At 46.0% G+C, this 16,049-nt stretch carries 17 protein-coding genes; 5 read left to right on the forward strand and 12 right to left on the reverse strand.

Translation table 11 applies throughout. From position 1 onward, the window contains the following. Nucleotides 1-21: 21 nt before the first annotated feature. From N4J56_RS15950 to N4J56_RS15985, 8 genes are all read right to left on the reverse strand, one after another. Nucleotides 22-246, reverse strand: a complete 225-nt coding sequence (locus N4J56_RS15950; RefSeq protein ID WP_317107326.1) for a hypothetical protein — start codon at nucleotides 244-246, stop codon at nucleotides 22-24. Further along, nucleotides 227-880: an IS1 family transposase gene (locus tag N4J56_RS15955; protein WP_317107327.1), complete on the reverse strand. Its 654-nt coding sequence runs from the start codon at nucleotides 878-880 to the stop codon at nucleotides 227-229. The genes N4J56_RS15950 and N4J56_RS15955 overlap by 20 nt, the downstream gene beginning before the upstream one ends. 45 nt (nucleotides 881-925) lie before the next feature. Beyond that, nucleotides 926-1,483: a transposase gene (locus N4J56_RS15960; RefSeq protein ID WP_317107328.1), complete on the reverse strand. Its 558-nt coding sequence runs from the start codon at nucleotides 1,481-1,483 to the stop codon at nucleotides 926-928. Continuing rightward, complete coding sequence (locus N4J56_RS15965; RefSeq protein ID WP_317110650.1) at nucleotides 1,420-2,241, reverse strand: IS701 family transposase; 822 nt, start codon at nucleotides 2,239-2,241, stop codon at nucleotides 1,420-1,422. The genes N4J56_RS15960 and N4J56_RS15965 overlap by 64 nt, the downstream gene beginning before the upstream one ends. After that, nucleotides 2,175-2,330 carry a hypothetical protein gene (locus N4J56_RS15970; RefSeq protein ID WP_317106265.1) on the reverse strand — a complete coding sequence of 52 codons (156 nt, stop codon included), beginning with the start codon at nucleotides 2,328-2,330 and terminating at the stop codon, nucleotides 2,175-2,177. Before N4J56_RS15970 ends, N4J56_RS15965 begins: the two co-directional genes overlap by 67 nt. 25 nt (nucleotides 2,331-2,355) lie before the next feature. Beyond that, complete coding sequence (locus tag N4J56_RS15975; RefSeq protein WP_317107329.1) at nucleotides 2,356-3,783, reverse strand: PAS domain-containing protein; 1,428 nt, start codon at nucleotides 3,781-3,783, stop codon at nucleotides 2,356-2,358. Nucleotides 3,784-4,036: 253 nt separating this feature from the next. Continuing rightward, nucleotides 4,037-4,402: a hypothetical protein gene (locus N4J56_RS15980; RefSeq protein WP_317107330.1), complete on the reverse strand. Its 366-nt coding sequence runs from the start codon at nucleotides 4,400-4,402 to the stop codon at nucleotides 4,037-4,039. Between the two features lie 188 nt (nucleotides 4,403-4,590). After that, on the reverse strand, nucleotides 4,591-5,532 hold the full coding sequence (locus tag N4J56_RS15985) for an SDR family oxidoreductase (protein WP_317107331.1): 942 nt from the start codon (nucleotides 5,530-5,532) through the stop codon (nucleotides 4,591-4,593). Between the two features lie 918 nt (nucleotides 5,533-6,450). Between N4J56_RS15985 and N4J56_RS15990 the strand changes: the two genes are divergently transcribed. The 3 genes from N4J56_RS15990 to N4J56_RS16000 all read left to right on the forward strand — a co-directional run bounded on the left by N4J56_RS15990 (nucleotide 6,451) and on the right by N4J56_RS16000 (nucleotide 10,548). Then, the gene (locus N4J56_RS15990) at nucleotides 6,451-7,437 is read left to right on the forward strand and encodes a zinc-dependent alcohol dehydrogenase family protein (protein ID WP_317107332.1); all 987 of its coding nucleotides are present in this window, start codon (nucleotides 6,451-6,453) and stop codon (nucleotides 7,435-7,437) included. A 350-nt stretch (nucleotides 7,438-7,787) separates the two neighbouring features. Continuing rightward, entirely contained in the window at nucleotides 7,788-9,698 is a 1,911-nt protein-coding gene (gene dnaK, locus N4J56_RS15995) for a molecular chaperone DnaK (RefSeq protein ID WP_317107333.1), read from the forward strand. 202 nt (nucleotides 9,699-9,900) lie between these two features. Next, complete coding sequence (locus N4J56_RS16000) at nucleotides 9,901-10,548, forward strand: acetoacetate decarboxylase family protein (RefSeq protein WP_317107334.1); 648 nt, start codon at nucleotides 9,901-9,903, stop codon at nucleotides 10,546-10,548. Between the two features lie 49 nt (nucleotides 10,549-10,597). On the opposite strand, the gene N4J56_RS16005 is transcribed toward N4J56_RS16000, so the two are convergent. Beyond that, the gene (locus N4J56_RS16005) at nucleotides 10,598-11,113 is read right to left on the reverse strand and encodes a response regulator (RefSeq protein ID WP_317107335.1); all 516 of its coding nucleotides are present in this window, start codon (nucleotides 11,111-11,113) and stop codon (nucleotides 10,598-10,600) included. A 218-nt stretch (nucleotides 11,114-11,331) separates the two neighbouring features. Between N4J56_RS16005 and N4J56_RS16010 the strand changes: the two genes are divergently transcribed. After that, the gene (locus N4J56_RS16010) at nucleotides 11,332-11,820 is read left to right on the forward strand and encodes a TIGR00725 family protein (protein ID WP_317107336.1); all 489 of its coding nucleotides are present in this window, start codon (nucleotides 11,332-11,334) and stop codon (nucleotides 11,818-11,820) included. Nucleotides 11,821-11,866: 46 nt separating this feature from the next. Here N4J56_RS16010 and N4J56_RS16015 read toward each other — a convergent pair whose 3' ends face one another. The 3 genes from N4J56_RS16015 to rpmG form a co-directional block, all read right to left on the reverse strand. Next, entirely contained in the window at nucleotides 11,867-13,924 is a 2,058-nt protein-coding gene (locus N4J56_RS16015) for a ribonuclease catalytic domain-containing protein (protein ID WP_410500512.1), read from the reverse strand. Between the two features lie 211 nt (nucleotides 13,925-14,135). Further along, entirely contained in the window at nucleotides 14,136-14,351 is a 216-nt protein-coding gene (gene rpsR, locus N4J56_RS16020) for a 30S ribosomal protein S18 (protein WP_015154143.1), read from the reverse strand. A 2-nt stretch (nucleotides 14,352-14,353) separates the two neighbouring features. Next, nucleotides 14,354-14,548 (reverse strand): 50S ribosomal protein L33, encoded by a 195-nt coding sequence (gene rpmG / locus N4J56_RS16025; protein ID WP_015154144.1) that lies wholly within the window; start codon nucleotides 14,546-14,548, stop codon nucleotides 14,354-14,356. 185 nt (nucleotides 14,549-14,733) lie between these two features. On the opposite strand from rpmG, the gene glp reads away from it, so the two are divergent. After that, nucleotides 14,734-15,999 (forward strand): gephyrin-like molybdotransferase Glp, encoded by a 1,266-nt coding sequence (gene glp, locus N4J56_RS16030; protein ID WP_317107338.1) that lies wholly within the window; start codon nucleotides 14,734-14,736, stop codon nucleotides 15,997-15,999. Nucleotides 16,000-16,049: the final 50 nt, after the last annotated feature.

Below are 16,049 nucleotides of genomic sequence, written 5' to 3' on the forward strand. Positions count from 1 at the left end.
TCTGCTTCTGCTCCTTTTCTGTCAGTGATGTCGCACGATCGCCATCACTTCGTCTTCTTCGCTTAAAGCAATTCGTGCTTCGTAATCTCGCGATTGCTCTGCTATTGTCAATCTATATTCATATATTTGAATTTCACCTGTAACGATCGCTTGCTCGACACATTGTACTAATGGTCGAGTGATCGCTGGCACAAATAAATCGGGCGTTGCTGAATAGAGATATGAACTATTGAGGAACTGGAACATTCCAGAATTTGAGATAGTGCAGTAACAATCGAATTGAATATTTCAGCATTTCTTCTGATTTGGAGTAGCACAGTGTCTTTCGATGCAGCCGAGCCAGATAGTGCCTCAGTCTTGTATTTTCGGACTCAACTCTGGTCATATAAGTCTTACTGACAATTTGATCGCCGTCTGGAATAAAACCTGGATAAACACTCCAACCATCCGTAACATAAAAGTAGCACCGCCATTGGGCAACGATCGCCCATAGCGGGGCAAAGGTTTCAGCACTATGGTCGCCCAACGCCCAACCTAAAATCCCTGAAGTGAAGTGATCTACTGCTGTCCACAGCCAGATTTTGTTTTTTGCACCGACGAAGGTTTCTGGGGCATCAGCATCAGGCAGATTGTTACCTACTTGCTTGAGCCAGTGAATGATTGTCGTATGATGAACACCTTTAACTCGTTCAATTCCTCGAAAACCGATGCCATTCACATACATTTTCAAGCATTCCCGTTTGACTTCATCGCTGTAACCTCTGCATGTTTCATAGTGTTCAATGAATTGTCGCCCACAATCAACACAAATGTGGTTCTGTTTACCTCGCTTGATGCCATTCTTCCGAATATGAGTTGATTGGCACTCTGGACATTGCATCGCAACTTACCTCAATTCATACCTTTATTATGCAATGCCTCAATATTACAGTTGTAGATAAATAGAAGAATGAATTCGCTTTTGGTAATGGTAGTAACGAGCAGTAGCTTGATGAGATCTGCGCCAATAAGACCAACGCAAAACGTGTTCAAGACACCAGAATGTGGGAAACAAGAATCGAGATACCCACCGCTTCATCTCCCAGATACTTAGTCGGACAATAAACCTCGTGCCGCTTTGAACGCAGTTAGACTGCCAGTTGTTACTAGAGGTAAAGGGGGTAGAGGAGTGAATAGCAGGCTCACAAGAGTGTCGTAAGACGGTGAGAAATATTTGAGCAGCCAGGACGAGGGTGATGTGTCGATGCCAACCATGCCAGGAACGAACTTCGTACTCTCCTAAACCTAGCTGGTCTTTAGCAAATTTAAAGCACTCCTCAATCCGCCACCTTTGCCCGGCGATTTGAACCATCGTTTCTAGGGTAGTATCGCTCTTAGCAAATACTTGATAGTAGCTGACGCGAGGATCTTCAGGGTGTTCTAGAGAGCGGCGGAACAATAACCAACGTTGAAAACCATCTGATCTGTCACAATTAACTGGCACTTTCGCCCAGTCATAGTATCTTTCTCCCTTACTGCCAGCTCCACAGCTAAGACGTTTGCCACTGGCTGGCTGTCCGGCTGAGGTAACAGTTCTTGGGCTTGATAACGTTGCCAGCCAATAACTACAGGCTGCTTCTTGCTGACCGTGAGTATATACGGTTGTTTAGCAGTCTTTTCCAGCCACCACCACAATGAACCATCGTTGCCATAAACCTCATCAGCAACAAACCAGGCGGGACGTATTCCGTCTTTAAAAGCTGATTCCAACATCTGTTGTGCTAGTTGAGGTTTAGTCGCAAATGTGATTGATTTTGGAACTGCTCCCTTCTTACGTTTGCTTTGATCTTCACTCCATGTGCGCGGTAGATACAAACGGCGATCGATCAACGTATGTCCTTTGTCGCTAATGTAGGACATGAACACACCTACCTGGCAATTCTCCAAATGTCCAGTTGTGCCATAATACTGCACCTGTACGCCTACTGACTGCTCTCCTTGCTTCAGAAAACCTGTTTCATCAATTGCCAAAATATCTGTTTCACTCTTCAAATGCTCCACTGCATACTTTCTAATTTCTGCACACACTGCGTCCGCGTTCCACTGCGCCCGTCCTAGTAAATGTTGGAAGCGATAGGGATTGCTATACCCTACCTGTTCTGCCATTTGCCATCCATTCTTCCGCTCAACTGGGCTTAGTAGTGCCTGGATATAGTCATACGCTGCAAGACGTGCTTCAGAACGAGCGAAGTGCTTTCCCAGTTTTGCTGAAACGCTTTCAATCTACTGCTCCATTGGGAGAGCGCTTCTAATGCAACACCTGTTAAAAACACGTTGGATGTATCAAGCATTGCTAAACTGTATTTCCTTACAAATCTAGTTTAGCTTATCTACAACTGTAATACATAAATCGGATAGTTTTTTACCCACTGGCTCGGTATGAGAAGCAATCAGCCAATCATCCTTTGCTGCTTTGTAGTTGAGGAGAGTGCCATCTTGACTGAGGCGAAACATGGAATCGGGGATTGCATTGAGCAGGGCGCGATTGGTAGCGACGCTGGAACGCAAAGCCTCTTCTATCCTCTGGCGCTCGGTAATTTCTCTGCGGAGTTGCTCGTTTGCCAGTCTTAATTCTGCCGTTCGCTGTTCTACTCTCAGCTCTAGTTCGTCGTATGCTTGTTTTAGTAAACTTTCTACCCGTTTGCGCTCTGTAATATCTCTGATAATAGCGAGTACTTCGCGATCGCCGCTCACGACGATCCTCGCTTCTTCCACGCGAATCTTATCGTTAACCTGTAGCTGATACTCAAAAAGCTGGGGTTTCCCTGTCTCTAAGGCAGCATGGACGTAATGCATCCTTTGTTCGGCAACTTCCGTTGGTAACACGTCGTACTCGTTTTTGCCGATCATTTGACTGCTAGTGGCAGAAAACTCGCTGTCTTTAGCTGGTATGTAGTCCAGATACGTTCCGTCTCTGCCGATCCGCAAGATCAAGTCTGGAATCGCCTTGAGCAAAGCTCGGTTTTTGGTTTCGCTTTCTCGCAGCGCTAGCTCGGTGTGCTTGCGCGCAGTAATATCGACGATGTAGCTCCTAACCAGATCGTTTTCTGGTAGGTAGTGGACGGATTGCTCGAAAATTTTGTCAAGAACTTCTATTTCGCGGACGAAAAACGTTTCGAGATCGTCTTGCACTCTTTCTACAATTCCAGCCATAATCGGATGCTGGAGTTTAACTTCCCGCAGATCGGGAAATTGAGCGACAGCTGCGGGGTTAATGTAAGTAATATCGCCCGTGAGATCGAACTCTAATATCGGATTTGATATGAATTCGGGAAAGGAAGCCAAGCGAACGAGTACTGATTCTTTAGAATTAGCAAACTCGATATTTTCAATAATTTGCGTGGGTGGGCTGTGATGGGAGCTAGAATTTAGCCCACCAGAGTCATATTCGCGATCGCTATTGCAGTAGTAAGTGGCACTTACATCTCCGGCAAATTCAATTTCATCGCCATGTTTGAGGTCGTGCGAGAAACAAGATTTTTTATTGATGCGAATGCCATTCGTGCTGGGCTTGCCTTGTAAATTACCGTCAATGATGCGAAAAAAATGGTTGGCAGTACCAGGAGTTGTCACGCGCAACAATATAGCGTGCTGGCGAGAGACAAGCTTAAACTGCAACACAATCGAGTTAGAAGAGTCGCGCCCCAGAGTGCAGGTAGCAGCCTCCAAAACGACTACGCGCTTGCCTGCGTTATCTTCGATCTCCAGCCAATGCTGAGTTTGCTGTGGTTCTTTCTCTGGCACTGTTTTAAGGCAGCATATCTATAAATTGTTATTCATAGTCTGCCCATTTTTAGCGAGAAAAATGCAAATTCAGGGAGGGGAAGAGATAAGGGGTAGGGGATAGGAAGGACAAGCGCCGATTTCTGGTGGCGGTTGTGAGACTTGGGGCTAAACCCGCCCCTATAACTGCTGTACGGGCGGGTTTTGAACGCCGATTTCTGGTGGCGGTTGTGAGACTTGGGGCTAAACCCGCCCCTACGATTCCTGATAACTGTTATCGTTTCGTAGGAGGTTCTTCACCCTCTACATACATTGGTGGTTCGATCGCGAAGTTATCAAGCCTTCCAGACTCATCAACAACATAACCATCTGTGGTAGTAAAGCCCTCGCCCTCTTCCTCTTCCTGTTGCTTAAAGGCTTCGAGTTGTTGTTTGCTCTGTTCGGTTGGAGTATTAGCTGGAATTTTAGCATCAGGTGGATTAACCGCTGTAGTTTGAGCGGTTTGTACGCCAACATGTTCGTTTCCTGGCGCACCTCTACCGGGTTCGGCTGCTCTGGGATCTTCTTGCTGTGTTGGACTTACAGCAGTTTCAGATTCTCGCGAGTCTTCTCTCGGTGGTCTAGCTGGATCGTTAATCATATTTTTTACCCTCCAAATTTTTCGTTGCGATCGCAGTTTGGCTCTAATTGCTGGCACTGCAATTATTTTTGAGTTCTTATGACGATATCTAAATTCATCTTTGCCTTGTCTCTTTCGCGAGAATTAAAATTGCTACGGTGCCAGGTAGAGATTGTGTATTCGAGACGTGACATGTCACGTCTCGACAGTTAAGGCAGAATTTTCTCTAGCCACTCGGTAAAACTGGGAATCGTCCAGTGGCGAAAATCGCCTTCGACTTTGTCATAGCCCGTAATCGGGGCAAAGACGTTGTTAGGTGCATCTTCTGATTTAACTTCCTTAGTACGTTGTCCTTGAAAACCTACCAGTACTAGAAGAGTATCTACGAGAGATGGTGATAGCCGTTGCAGCAGATCTAAGACTCTACCTACATCTCCTACAATGTAGTCCCGGGTAGGATGTTCGGCAGCATAGAGGATGGCATCGGCAACCAGGCTCGGCTGGTAGTAAGGAGGTATACCCGTGGGTTTTACTCCCAGTTTGGTTTTGACTTTGTTGTAGTAGGGAGTATTGATCACAGCAGGTAGGATACTGGTGACGCTGATAGGGATGTTTTCGTGTTGTAATTCGACGCGCAAAGATTCGAGAAAGCCTTCTAAGCCGTGCTTAGCTGACGAATAGGGACTTTGCAAAGGGAGCGATCGCCTGCCTTCCACTGAGGAAATGTGAATCAGCGCCCCTCGTCCTTCTTGCTTCAAATATGGTAAAGCTGCCATTGCGCCATAAACTTGTCCCATCAACACAACGTCAATGACACGTTTAAATTCTTCTGGCGTAATTTGTTCAAATGGTGCAAGAATACCAGTAGCAGCCGCATGAACCCAGGTATCGAGTCTACCGTAGGTTGCTACTGCTTTCTCTGCGATCGCTTTGACTTGTTGAAAGTCGCTAACATCCGCCAAAATGTAAGTCGCCTCTCCTTTTGCCGCTTTGATTTCTTCCACTAGGGAGATCAACCCTGGTTCGCTACGGGCTGCTACGATAACTTTTGCGCCTTTTGCAGCAAACTTTAACGCTGTTTCTCTTCCAATTCCACTAGATGCACCAACAATTGCCACAACTTGTTGCGCGATCGGCTTAAGTTTTGTCACTGTGTCTCCTTGAGATGACTCGTTTTTCCTCTCACATCCATCGAAGCTAGGAAAAATGCCGAGTTTAAATTGATAATTGTGAACTTTTATTAACCAAGGTAATTAATTTTAAGAAGTGGGACATCAGCCGAAAGATTGGTTGCGATCGCGTTAGTTTTCAGGCTATTGAGAATGAATTAATTTTCTGACATCATTCTTAGGGAGTAAAAATCATATTTTCATACTTAATAAATGTATTCAAAGAACGAGTTCTCACTTTTAATTTAACTTTCCGAGCGAAAGAGAACTCTGTCATTTCTGTATAAAATAATTTTGCTTTATTTAACGTTTTGTAGTTCACTAGTTTCGAGCGGCACGTAATGTTGTATTTGCGCTAATGATATCAGTTATGGATTTCCTCAACCGTGAGAAGTTAAAAGAAAATATGAAGGTGTAACCCTAGTTTCCCCAGGAGATATTGCTGTCATTACTGCCGTCAATAACAACGGTTACTTTATTGTTTCCAACGACAATGAATACACAAATGTTTTCCGACCAGATGCTTTAGCAGCTAACAACGAAGCGACTGAAGTTACTCACAGATTCAAATACACCAAATCTTTTAAACGATCGCGGCATTGCTACAATTACTCTGACACAGAAAAACTACAAATTGTGGAAGCAGAGTATAGAGTTCCTTCTACCGACGATCCGGCTAAAGATGAAATTGCTTACGCTGCCTCGCTAGCAATTCAGAAGAAATAGAGTGGTGGAAAATGCCCACCCTATGCTTGTAGTTTATTTCTAAACTCTGGTGCGATCGCAAGTAATTTATACAAACACAATATTGCACATTTCTATAGGATAAAATAGTAAATAGAGGCTTGTTAGTTCTTAGTTCTTAGTAACGTCTCTACACTGATAACTGATAACTGTTCTATGCAAGCAATGATACTAGAGGCACAGGGTCAACCGCTACGAGCAGTGGAGTTACCAATTCCGCAGCCTAATTCTCAACAAGTACTGATTCGAGTTCGGGCTTGCGGTGTCTGTCGCACTGACTTGCATATCGTTGATGGAGAATTAACCCAACCCAAACTTCCCCTCGTACTGGGACATCAGATTGTTGGTACTGTCGCTGCTGTAGGGAAACAGGTGCAACAATTTCAAATAGGTCATCGCGTCGGCGTTCCGTGGCTAGGGCATACTTGCAATTGCTGTCGTTATTGCCTGAGTGGACGCGAAAACTTATGCGACTATGCCCAGTTTACGGGATATCAAATTGATGGCGGTTATGCTGAATATGCTGTAGCCGATGCCCAATTCTGCTTTCCCATTCCTGAAAGCTATCCCGACTTGCAAGCTGCACCGATGTTGTGTGCGGGACTCATCGGTTATCGCTCCTATAGAATGGCAGAGGACGCAGACAAAATTGGTTTTTATGGTTTTGGTGCAGCCGCCCATATTTTGATTCAACTCGCTCGCTACCAGGGGCGAGAAGTGTATGCTTTTACTCGTGCGGGAGACGTGGAAGGGCAGAAATTTGCTTTAGAATTAGGTGCAGTCTGGGCTGGTAGTTCGGAAGATTTACCACCAGTCCCTTTGGATGCAGCAATTATTTTTGCCCCGATTGGTTCTTTGGTTCCGACTGCTTTGCGTGCGGTGGTTAAAGGTGGGGTGGTTGTCTGTGCTGGAATTCACATGAGTAATATTCCTTCCTTTCCTTACGAAATTTTATGGGAAGAAAGGGTATTGCGATCCGTTGCTAATTTGACGCGCCGTGATGGGGAAGAATTTCTGGCTTTAGCTCCTCAAGTTCCGATTCGTACTGAAGTCCAGCCTTTTCCCTTAGTGCAAGCAAATGAAGCCTTAGATGCGCTGCGTAGCGGCAAAATTAACGGAGCTGCCGTAATTGTAGTGGAATAACAGTTTTGACGGCAAACACACCCAACCGATTACGGTTCACCCTATAACCACCAAGCCTTGAGTTCACTACATTAGACACAGTGAAAGCATACAGCAGCTATGTTAGGGGTTGAACAGTGGCAAACGGCATCACAAGCTACAAGCGCAAGCGACAAGCTCAAACAGATACCAACCGTCCTTACACTTGTTCGGCAAACCACCCTTCATCAAGTAGCTACCCACAATCAGTATATAGATCAGTACAAAAAGACAAAAACATTGTATTGAAGCTGGAGCGCTGCTAGTTCAACTTTTAGCTGTAGTGTATTCAATCGTTTTTAGTAGTTAGTGTTAGGGAGCCAGAACCTCCGATGGCAAAAGTAGTTGGAATTGACTTAGGTACGACAAACTCTTGCGTGGCAGTGATGGAAGGTGGTAAGCCTACTGTAATTGCCAACGCTGAGGGATTTCGCACAACGCCTTCTGTAGTAGCTTATGCCAAGAATGGCGATCGCTTGGTGGGTCAAATCGCCAAGCGTCAAGCGGTGATGAACCCAGAGAATACTTTTTACTCTGTCAAGCGTTTCATCGGACGCAAACACGAGGAAGTAACTCACGAAACCACTGAAGTGTCCTACAAAGTCTTGCGGGATAGCAGTGGTAATGTCAAACTCGATTGTCCTGCGGCTGGCAAGCAGTTTGCTCCAGAAGAAATTTCCGCTCAAGTCCTGCGCAAGCTGGTAGAAGATGCTAGCAAGTATCTTGGCGAAACGGTGACTCAAGCAGTCATCACCGTACCTGCTTACTTCAACGACTCTCAGCGTCAAGCCACCAAAGACGCAGGTAAAATCGCTGGGATCGAAGTACTGCGGATTATCAACGAGCCTACCGCTGCTTCGCTTGCCTACGGATTTGACAAAAAGAGCAACGAAACTATCCTCGTATTTGACTTAGGTGGCGGTACGTTTGACGTATCGATTCTAGAAGTAGGCGATGGCGTATTTGAAGTACTAGCCACTTCTGGAGACACGCACTTGGGTGGTGATGACTTCGACAAGAAAATCGTTGACTACCTAGCTGAAGAATTTAGAAGATCTGAAGGCATCGACCTGCGTAAAGACAGACAAGCACTGCAACGCTTAACCGAAGCCGCAGAAAAAGCCAAGATCGAGCTATCTAGCGTCACTCAAGCAGAAATCAACCTACCATTTATCACCGCAACCCAGGATGGTCCAAAACACCTGGATATGACGCTCACCCGTGCTAAGTTTGAAGAACTCTGTTCTGACCTGATCGACCGCTGTCGCGTTCCTGTAGAAAATGCGATGCGCGATGCCAAGCTAGATAAGAGTGCGATCAATGAAGTTGTCTTAGTTGGTGGTTCTACCCGTATTCCTGCCGTACAAGAAGTTGTCAAGCGGGTGTTGGGTAGAGATCCTAACCAAAGCGTCAACCCTGATGAAGTGGTAGCAGTTGGTGCAGCGATCCAAGCTGGCGTACTAGCTGGTGACGTTACAGGCATTCTGTTGCTAGACGTATCGCCGCTGTCTCTAGGTGTAGAAACCCTTGGCGGTGTAATGACAAGGATTATTCCTCGCAACACCACAATTCCTACCAAGAAATCAGAAGTCTTCTCCACCGCTGTAGACGGTCAAACGAATGTAGAAATTCACGTTCTACAAGGCGAACGGGAGATGTCCAGCGATAACAAGAGCTTGGGAACCTTCCGCTTAGATGGCATTCCTCCCGCACCCCGTGGCGTACCCCAAATCGAAGTTACTTTCGATATCGACGCTAACGGTATCCTCAACGTGACTGCAAAGGATAAAGGTAGCGGTAAGGAGCAATCAATCAGCATTACTGGCGCTTCTACTCTCGATAAGAATGAAGTCGAGCGCATGGTGACGGAAGCTGAAAGAAATGCTTCGACAGATAAAGACCGCCGCGAGAAAGTCGATCGCAAGAACCAAGCTGACTCTCTGTCATACCAAGCCGAGAAGCAGTTGAAAGACTTGGGTGATAAAGTTCCAGCGAGCGATCGCACCAAGGTTGAAGGTTTAATTAAAGACCTGCGGGAAGCCGTCAGCAAAGAAGATGACGAAGCGATCCAACGGGTAATGCCAGAACTACAACAAACACTCTACGCGATCGGTACTAACCTCTATCAACAAGCTGGTGGTGCTGCGCCTGGTGGAGCAGATCCTGGTGCTGGCGATGGTGGTTCTACCTCCGCACCTGGTGGCGACGACGTAATCGACGCTGACTTCACCGAAAGCAAGTAAGTCAAGTCAAAAGTCGTAGGGGCGGGTTTTGACCAAAAATCTCAAGTTTTGACTGTTAATATATTTGCTAAACCCGCCCGTACAAAAGTCGAAAGTCTGAATAATCAATCATCCCCATACCAGTATTCCTCTGGATGGGGATTTTTTATATGTTGGTAAATGGTAATTGGTAATAGCCAACCAACAACCAACAACAAATACCATGTCATACCCTCAAGCACCTTGGACGCTTCAAGGCTACGCCTATCAAACTCTGCAACTTCTGGAGTGCGATCGCGTGCGTCCCCTAATTCCTTCAGAATTAAATCTTGTTTCTGTCTTTCCTGGAAAAACCGTTGGCGGTGTCTATTTATCTCACTATGGTGCTGGTTCCGTGCTGGAATACAGCGAGTTAATTGTCGTTGCTGGTGTGGTTAGCTACGCTGGAAAAATTGGCGGCTGGGTTTCCCACATTTATGTAGATAATCCTGATTCTGTAGCGGGTGGTCGCGAAATTTGGGGACTACCGAAGGAAATGGCTGAATTTACCTGGACAGATCGAAGCGTAACTGTTAGGCAAGGCGATCGCATTCTTTGCTGTCTGAAGTACCATCAGCAGAACTTTGGTCTGCCAATACCCTTGGGTGCATCTAGCTTTAGTAGTCTAAACTCTAATCTACTCCTGTTTCCCGCTCAATTAAAGGCTCGTTTAGGATTAGTGAGTTCCCAATTAGAAATTCCCCCAGAAAGTCCTTTTGGGGGATTAAATCTCGGTCAACCTTGGTTGACAGTTCATGCTGACCAAATGGAATTGACAGTTGGTCAGCCTTCTATTGTGGGGCAAAGAGATTTAGAAGTTAACGTAGTGTGACGAGAGATAACATGTAAAGACGCGAGATTTTGCGTCTTTACATAGAGTATTAATAATCGTATCGGCTGAAACTCCTCCTGTCTACTGCTTCATTTTTCTTGAGCAGTATTCTTTTATCGGTTCGGGAATAAATCGGAATTATCTTTGTAAAATTTTTTGTTTTTGCTTGCTCTTGTTTTGTTGCCAAAAGTGTTTCAACTTTTAGCAAAACTTCATCTACATCTATTGGCTTGCGAATGAAGCCGTCAATTTTGACCTTTCTTGGGTCTAATTGGGGCAAAGTGTCATAAGCCGTAACTAGCACGATCGAGACTGAAGGTTGATTTTGCGAGATCCACTGCGCGACTTCATATCCATCGATGTTTGGCATCATTACATCTAATAAAACCAAATCTGGTGGATTTGCTTCGATTTTTGCAATTGCTTTATATCCGCAATCTGTAGTGTCAACCTCATACCCCTCTGCTTCTAATATCGTTGCCAAAAGCAAACAGTTGTCGAGCAAGTCATCGACAATAAGAACTTGCTTTTTTCTAGAATCAAGCTGGCAGAATAGGTCTTTCATAATTTTAATGATGTGCAATTGATGCTTTCACTGCACTGTCTTCCCTATTTTGCCCGCTCGGGTAAACCGATCGCCTCCCGCTAGGGAAATACTCTAGATTGCTAGCAAGAATTTTTTATAAAAAAAAAATATAAAAACACATAGACGCGATCGCTCTACAACTCAAATCTTATACGACAGATAGCTAGGCTAGAGACAGAAGGTTGAAGGTTTTAGCGATGAGAAAAATTGCGATCGGGGTTATGGGAGCTGGAGAAAATGCCACAGTCATAGACTGTACCACTGCCTATGAATTAGGTAAAGCGATCGCCCAACAAGGATGGGTATTGCTTACTGGTGGTAGAAGTGTAGGCGTGATGGACGCGGCTAGTCGGGGAGCAAAAACTGCAAATGGCTTAACAGTTGGAATCTTGCCTGGTAGCGATCGCCATGATGCTTCTGAGGCAGTAGATATTGCGATCGCAACGGGGATGGGAAACGCTCGTAATAATATTAACGTTCTTTCTAGTGATGTTATTATCACCTGCGGTACGGGTGCAGGTACAATATCAGAAATTGCTTTAGCTTTGAAAGCAAAGAAGCCAGTTATTTTGCTCAATTCTGAAATAGAAAGTCAAAATTTCTGGCAAAAATTATCAGTAAATAATATTTATTTTGTTAGTAGTGTTGCAGCAGCGATCGCTACTGTCAAGACCCTAATTTTATAGAAAAGGTCAGTTCAAGTGTCGGGTGGGCAAAGCCCACCTTACTGTTTCAATTTGCAGCCACAGCCTCAGAATAGGACACTTCTTGAAACTGAATCGTATCTTGACGTGGATCGACGTAGGCAACTTTAATTAAAATTTGTTCGCCCAAGCTGACCCCACGTTTAAATGTCATCGGTAGCTGAAGCCCTAAATCTTCAATCAAGATCAGCGCCAAGCGCGAATCTTCCCGCAGCCACATTAAAACTATTGCCTGCCACACATCTTGAGCGTGGCGGCGCAGGTATTCTAAACCCCAATAACGATTGGTCTGCCTTTCTACCAACGACATCTCTTGAGTCATGGCAAACACAGATTGCATCACTTCACGGAGTGCTTCCGCTGAAAACGGTGGAGTTTCACCTCGCAGGTGCGCCTTGAGTTGAAAATGGGTCAACAAATCGCTATAGCGACGAATCGGAGAAGTTGCCTGAGTATACATTTCCAAGCCCAAACCAGCATGGCGGGTAGGAGTAATACTCATTTCGCTTTTAGGCATACAACGGCGCATAGCACAGGCACGCACGAAGCCAGCAGGCAATTGTAATAACTCTTCTTCTGGGGGTAACTCGGGCTGCGGCTGACCGCGAAATGGCAGGGCAAGATTATGTGCTTGACCGTAGCGTCCTGCAACTTCTCCAGCCAAAATCATCATTTCTGCCACCAGTTGGCGGGAGGAAGAATCGTTTAAGACTTCAATTGTAATTTCGTCGTCTTTAACTTTAATCGCGGTTTCTGGCAAACTAATACTAATTGCCCCCTGAGACTGTCGCCACGCTTGACGACAGCGCGCCCAGTTAGCGATCGCGGCGATTTCCGGCTCGGCTTGTACGCCTAAATCCAACATCTCATCGACATCTTCATAGGTCAGCCGATAGGTCGGTTTGATTAAACTGGCATGGATGGTATATTCTTGGACTGCTCCTGCTGCATCCAAAATCACACCAAAACTGAGAGCGCAGCAAACCTGACCCTGTATTAAGCTCATGGGTCCCGTTGCCAGTGCCACTGGAAACATGGAACTCATACCTGTCGGTAAGTACATGGTCGTACCGCGCCGCCGCGCTTCTAGATCTAATTCATCCTCTGGTATGAGCCAACGAGTCGGATCGGCAATATGTATCCACAAGCGTTCTCGCCCATCAGCTAAGACTTCCCAGCTTACACCGTCGTCAATTTCGCTCGTACTCTGGTCGTCGATCGTGTAAACTTTCAAATGAGTTAAGTCCAGCCGTTGAGTGTCTCGGTCGGGGGGTGGAAATTCTAACCGCTGCTGCGCCACTGATATAACCTCGGTTGAGAATTCTACGGGGATTTGACTGCGACGCAAGTGAAGGTTTTCATGCGGACTCCACAGACCCAAATCTACCAAAAGTTGAAATGCTGTTAAGGGAGTAGCGTTACGCCCCAAAGTACTCATAGTCTCCGTCACGATCGCTGGTGGCGGATAAGCTCGTACGAGGGCATCTGGATTTAATCCCTGACGAGTCCCTTCAACTAAAAGTATTGCATACTTGGCGATCGCATCCAGGCGCTGGCGATCGTATCGCTGCCATTCTACGGCTTCTCCCTTCAGCGCTCGTTCGGTACGCAACAGAAATTCCTGCTGTTCTCGCGCTCTTGTTGCCTCTACTTCAAGCTGGTGTTTCCGTTCTGCTACCTGGCTAGCAGAACGAGGCTCGTAAGCATCTCCCTTTTGCTTGAAATATATCTTATCTTCAGAAAGCAAATAGTGAGCGGCATAACACAGAGCTTGGCTCTGATCGGAGAATAATAAGTTTGCCATCTGTGCTGGAGTGGCGTTTTCTCCTGCTTCTATCAGCAGCTCCCACGCTACCTCTAAGCTAGATGGATCGAGATAAGGTTGTACTTCTGCTAAAAAATTTGCAATATCTGAGGGTTTGTAAGACTGACCTCGGATTTCGTAGGTAAATTGGCGCGGGGCAAGGCTGTGGGATTGACCGCGATCGTCTATGACAAACCAACGAGTTTTACCATCTGGACGGTCTACCACTCCCAAACGGCGATCGCCTTGCACCCTAAATTCGACTAGCATTCCTTTGTCAATTGTCATTTGTCATTGGTCATGTGTCATTAGCGATTGACATTTCTACTACTCATTTTCTTTAGTCATTTGTCTTGTGTACAAATAAACTAAGCTATTTGCAAAAATACTCGATTTGTCAATTTAAACGCAGATGAATTGCCCGCAGCTACAAACTTTACCAGCAATCTATCTCTCTACAAATGACAAATGACGCATGACGCATGACAAGAATTTACCCTTCTGGATTGATGAAAGGTAACAAAGCCAATAATCGCGCCCGCTTGATAGCTACAGTTAAATCTCTCTGTTGCTTAGCGGTTAAGCCTGTGAGCCGACGAGGAAGAATTTTGCCCCGTTCGGTAATAAACTTCCGCAGCAAATCGACATCTTTGTAGTCTATGGGGTCTTGAGGCTTAATCGGAGATAAACGACGACGGTAGAAACTCATGCTTACTTAATTTCCTTGTGGACGGTGTGACGGTTGCAGTGGGTACAGAATTTTTTCAGTTCTAGCCGCGCTGTAGTATTGCGGCGGTTTTTCATTGTCGTATATCGAGACACACCTGCCGAGCGCTTGTCTGGATTCGTGCGACATTCGGTGCATTCCAGTGTCACAATAATACGGACACCCTTACCTTTAGCCATAGCTTTTCTAACTCTGGGGTCTTACCAAAATTTAACACAAACGTTTATTATCATATATTTCATCAGGTTTGTGCAAGTCAGTTATCAGTGACTAGTGGCTGGTGACTATAGAGGAGTTAAGCCGCTAGCCACCAGCTACTCACCAATTACCCATAAACCTTGAATAAAAAGAGGAGTTAAGAACCATGCTGCCAGTCAGCCAAGCGGAGGCAACAATTTTAGACTTGGTGAAACCCCTGGACAAACAACGAGATGCAGAGTTTGTTTCTCTATTAATTGCCATCGAGCGGATATTGGCAGCACCAGCGATCGGTCATTTAGATTTTCCCCACTGGGATAATTCGGCAATGGATGGCTATGCAGTGCGTTATGAGGACGTACAATATGCTGGTTCACAACAGCCAGTGGTTTTGGAGATAGTTGAAGAAATTTCAGCGGGGCGATCGCCACAGCAGCCGATTAAGGCAGGGCAAGCAGCACGAATTTTTACGGGTGCAGTGATGCCAGAAGGGGCTGATACCGTAGTCATGCAGGAACAAACGCAGCAAGAGGGCGATCGCGTCACTATCCTGACGGCTCCCCAACCTCAAGCCTTTGTTCGCCACCAGGCATCCTACTATCAAGCGGGGAAAACCCTATTAGCTCCAGGAACTATGCTGCGGGCGGCTCAAATAGCCGTGCTAGCAGCCGCACAGTGCAATCAATTGAAAGTCTATCGTCGTCCCCGCGTGGCAATTATCTCGACGGGAGATGAGTTAGTCCACCCTGAAACTCCGTTGGAAATCGGACAAATCGTCGATTCAAATCAGTATGCGTTGACGGCATTAGTGACGCAAACAGGGGCAGAACCAATCCCAATGGGTATTGTTCCCGATCGCCCTTTAGTGCTGCAAAAAGCGTTCTCTAAAGCGATCGCTACTGCTGATGTGGTGTTATCTTCTGGTGGCGTTTCTGTGGGCGATTACGACTATGTAGAGGAGATTTTGACGGCTTTGGGGGCGGAAATGCACGTTCGAGCTGTGGCGATGAAACCCGGAAAGCCGCTGACAGTGGCGAAGTTTTCTCCTGCTCATGCTACCGAACGGAAGCCAGTTCTATATTTTGGGCTACCAGGTAATCCCGTTTCGGCTTTGGTATGTTTTTGGCGATTCGTTCAACCTGCTTTGCGGAAGTTGTCAGGATTAGCTGACAATTGGGGACCAGTTTACGTCCGAGCGCGATCGCGTCAAGATTTGACTTCTGATGGCAAGCGAGAAACTTATATTTGGGGACAATTGCATTTGATCGATGGTTATTTTGAGTTTCAGCCTGCAAGCGGGAGTCTCAACTCTGGCAATTTGATTAATTTCGCTCAAGCTAATGGTTTGGCGATCGTTCCTGTGGGGCAAACTGTGGTTGCTTCCGGGGATGAAGTGAAAGTTTTACAGTTTGGTTTTCCGATTATGAGTTAGGGTGAGTTGAATGTCACGCATCAGCGAAGCGAAGCCCGACAGGGCGTTAG

This window comes from Chroococcidiopsis sp. SAG 2025 (assembly GCF_032860985.1).
GTDB lineage: Bacteria > Cyanobacteriota > Cyanobacteriia > Cyanobacteriales > Chroococcidiopsidaceae > Chroococcidiopsis.

Bases quoted from the DNA above. Each gene is read 5' to 3' on its own strand.
- N4J56_RS15950 (WP_317107326.1), bottom strand. From the start codon at position 246: ATGTTCCAGTTCCTCAATAGTTCATATCTCTATTCAGCAACGCCCGAT.
- N4J56_RS15955 (WP_317107327.1), bottom strand. From the start codon at position 880: ATGCAATGTCCAGAGTGCCAATCAACTCATATTCGGAAGAATGGCATC.
- N4J56_RS15970 (WP_317106265.1), bottom strand. From the start codon at position 2,330: ATGCTTGATACATCCAACGTGTTTTTAACAGGTGTTGCATTAGAAGCG.
- N4J56_RS15980 (WP_317107330.1), bottom strand. From the start codon at position 4,402: ATGATTAACGATCCAGCTAGACCACCGAGAGAAGACTCGCGAGAATCT.
- N4J56_RS15990 (WP_317107332.1), top strand. From the start codon at position 6,451: ATGCAAGCAATGATACTAGAGGCACAGGGTCAACCGCTACGAGCAGTG.
- dnaK (WP_317107333.1), top strand. From the start codon at position 7,788: ATGGCAAAAGTAGTTGGAATTGACTTAGGTACGACAAACTCTTGCGTG.
- N4J56_RS16000 (WP_317107334.1), top strand. From the start codon at position 9,901: ATGTCATACCCTCAAGCACCTTGGACGCTTCAAGGCTACGCCTATCAA.
- N4J56_RS16005 (WP_317107335.1), bottom strand. From the start codon at position 11,113: ATGAAAGACCTATTCTGCCAGCTTGATTCTAGAAAAAAGCAAGTTCTT.
- N4J56_RS16010 (WP_317107336.1), top strand. From the start codon at position 11,332: ATGAGAAAAATTGCGATCGGGGTTATGGGAGCTGGAGAAAATGCCACA.
- rpsR (WP_015154143.1), bottom strand. From the start codon at position 14,351: ATGAGTTTCTACCGTCGTCGTTTATCTCCGATTAAGCCTCAAGACCCC.
- rpmG (WP_015154144.1), bottom strand. From the start codon at position 14,548: ATGGCTAAAGGTAAGGGTGTCCGTATTATTGTGACACTGGAATGCACC.
- glp (WP_317107338.1), top strand. From the start codon at position 14,734: ATGCTGCCAGTCAGCCAAGCGGAGGCAACAATTTTAGACTTGGTGAAA.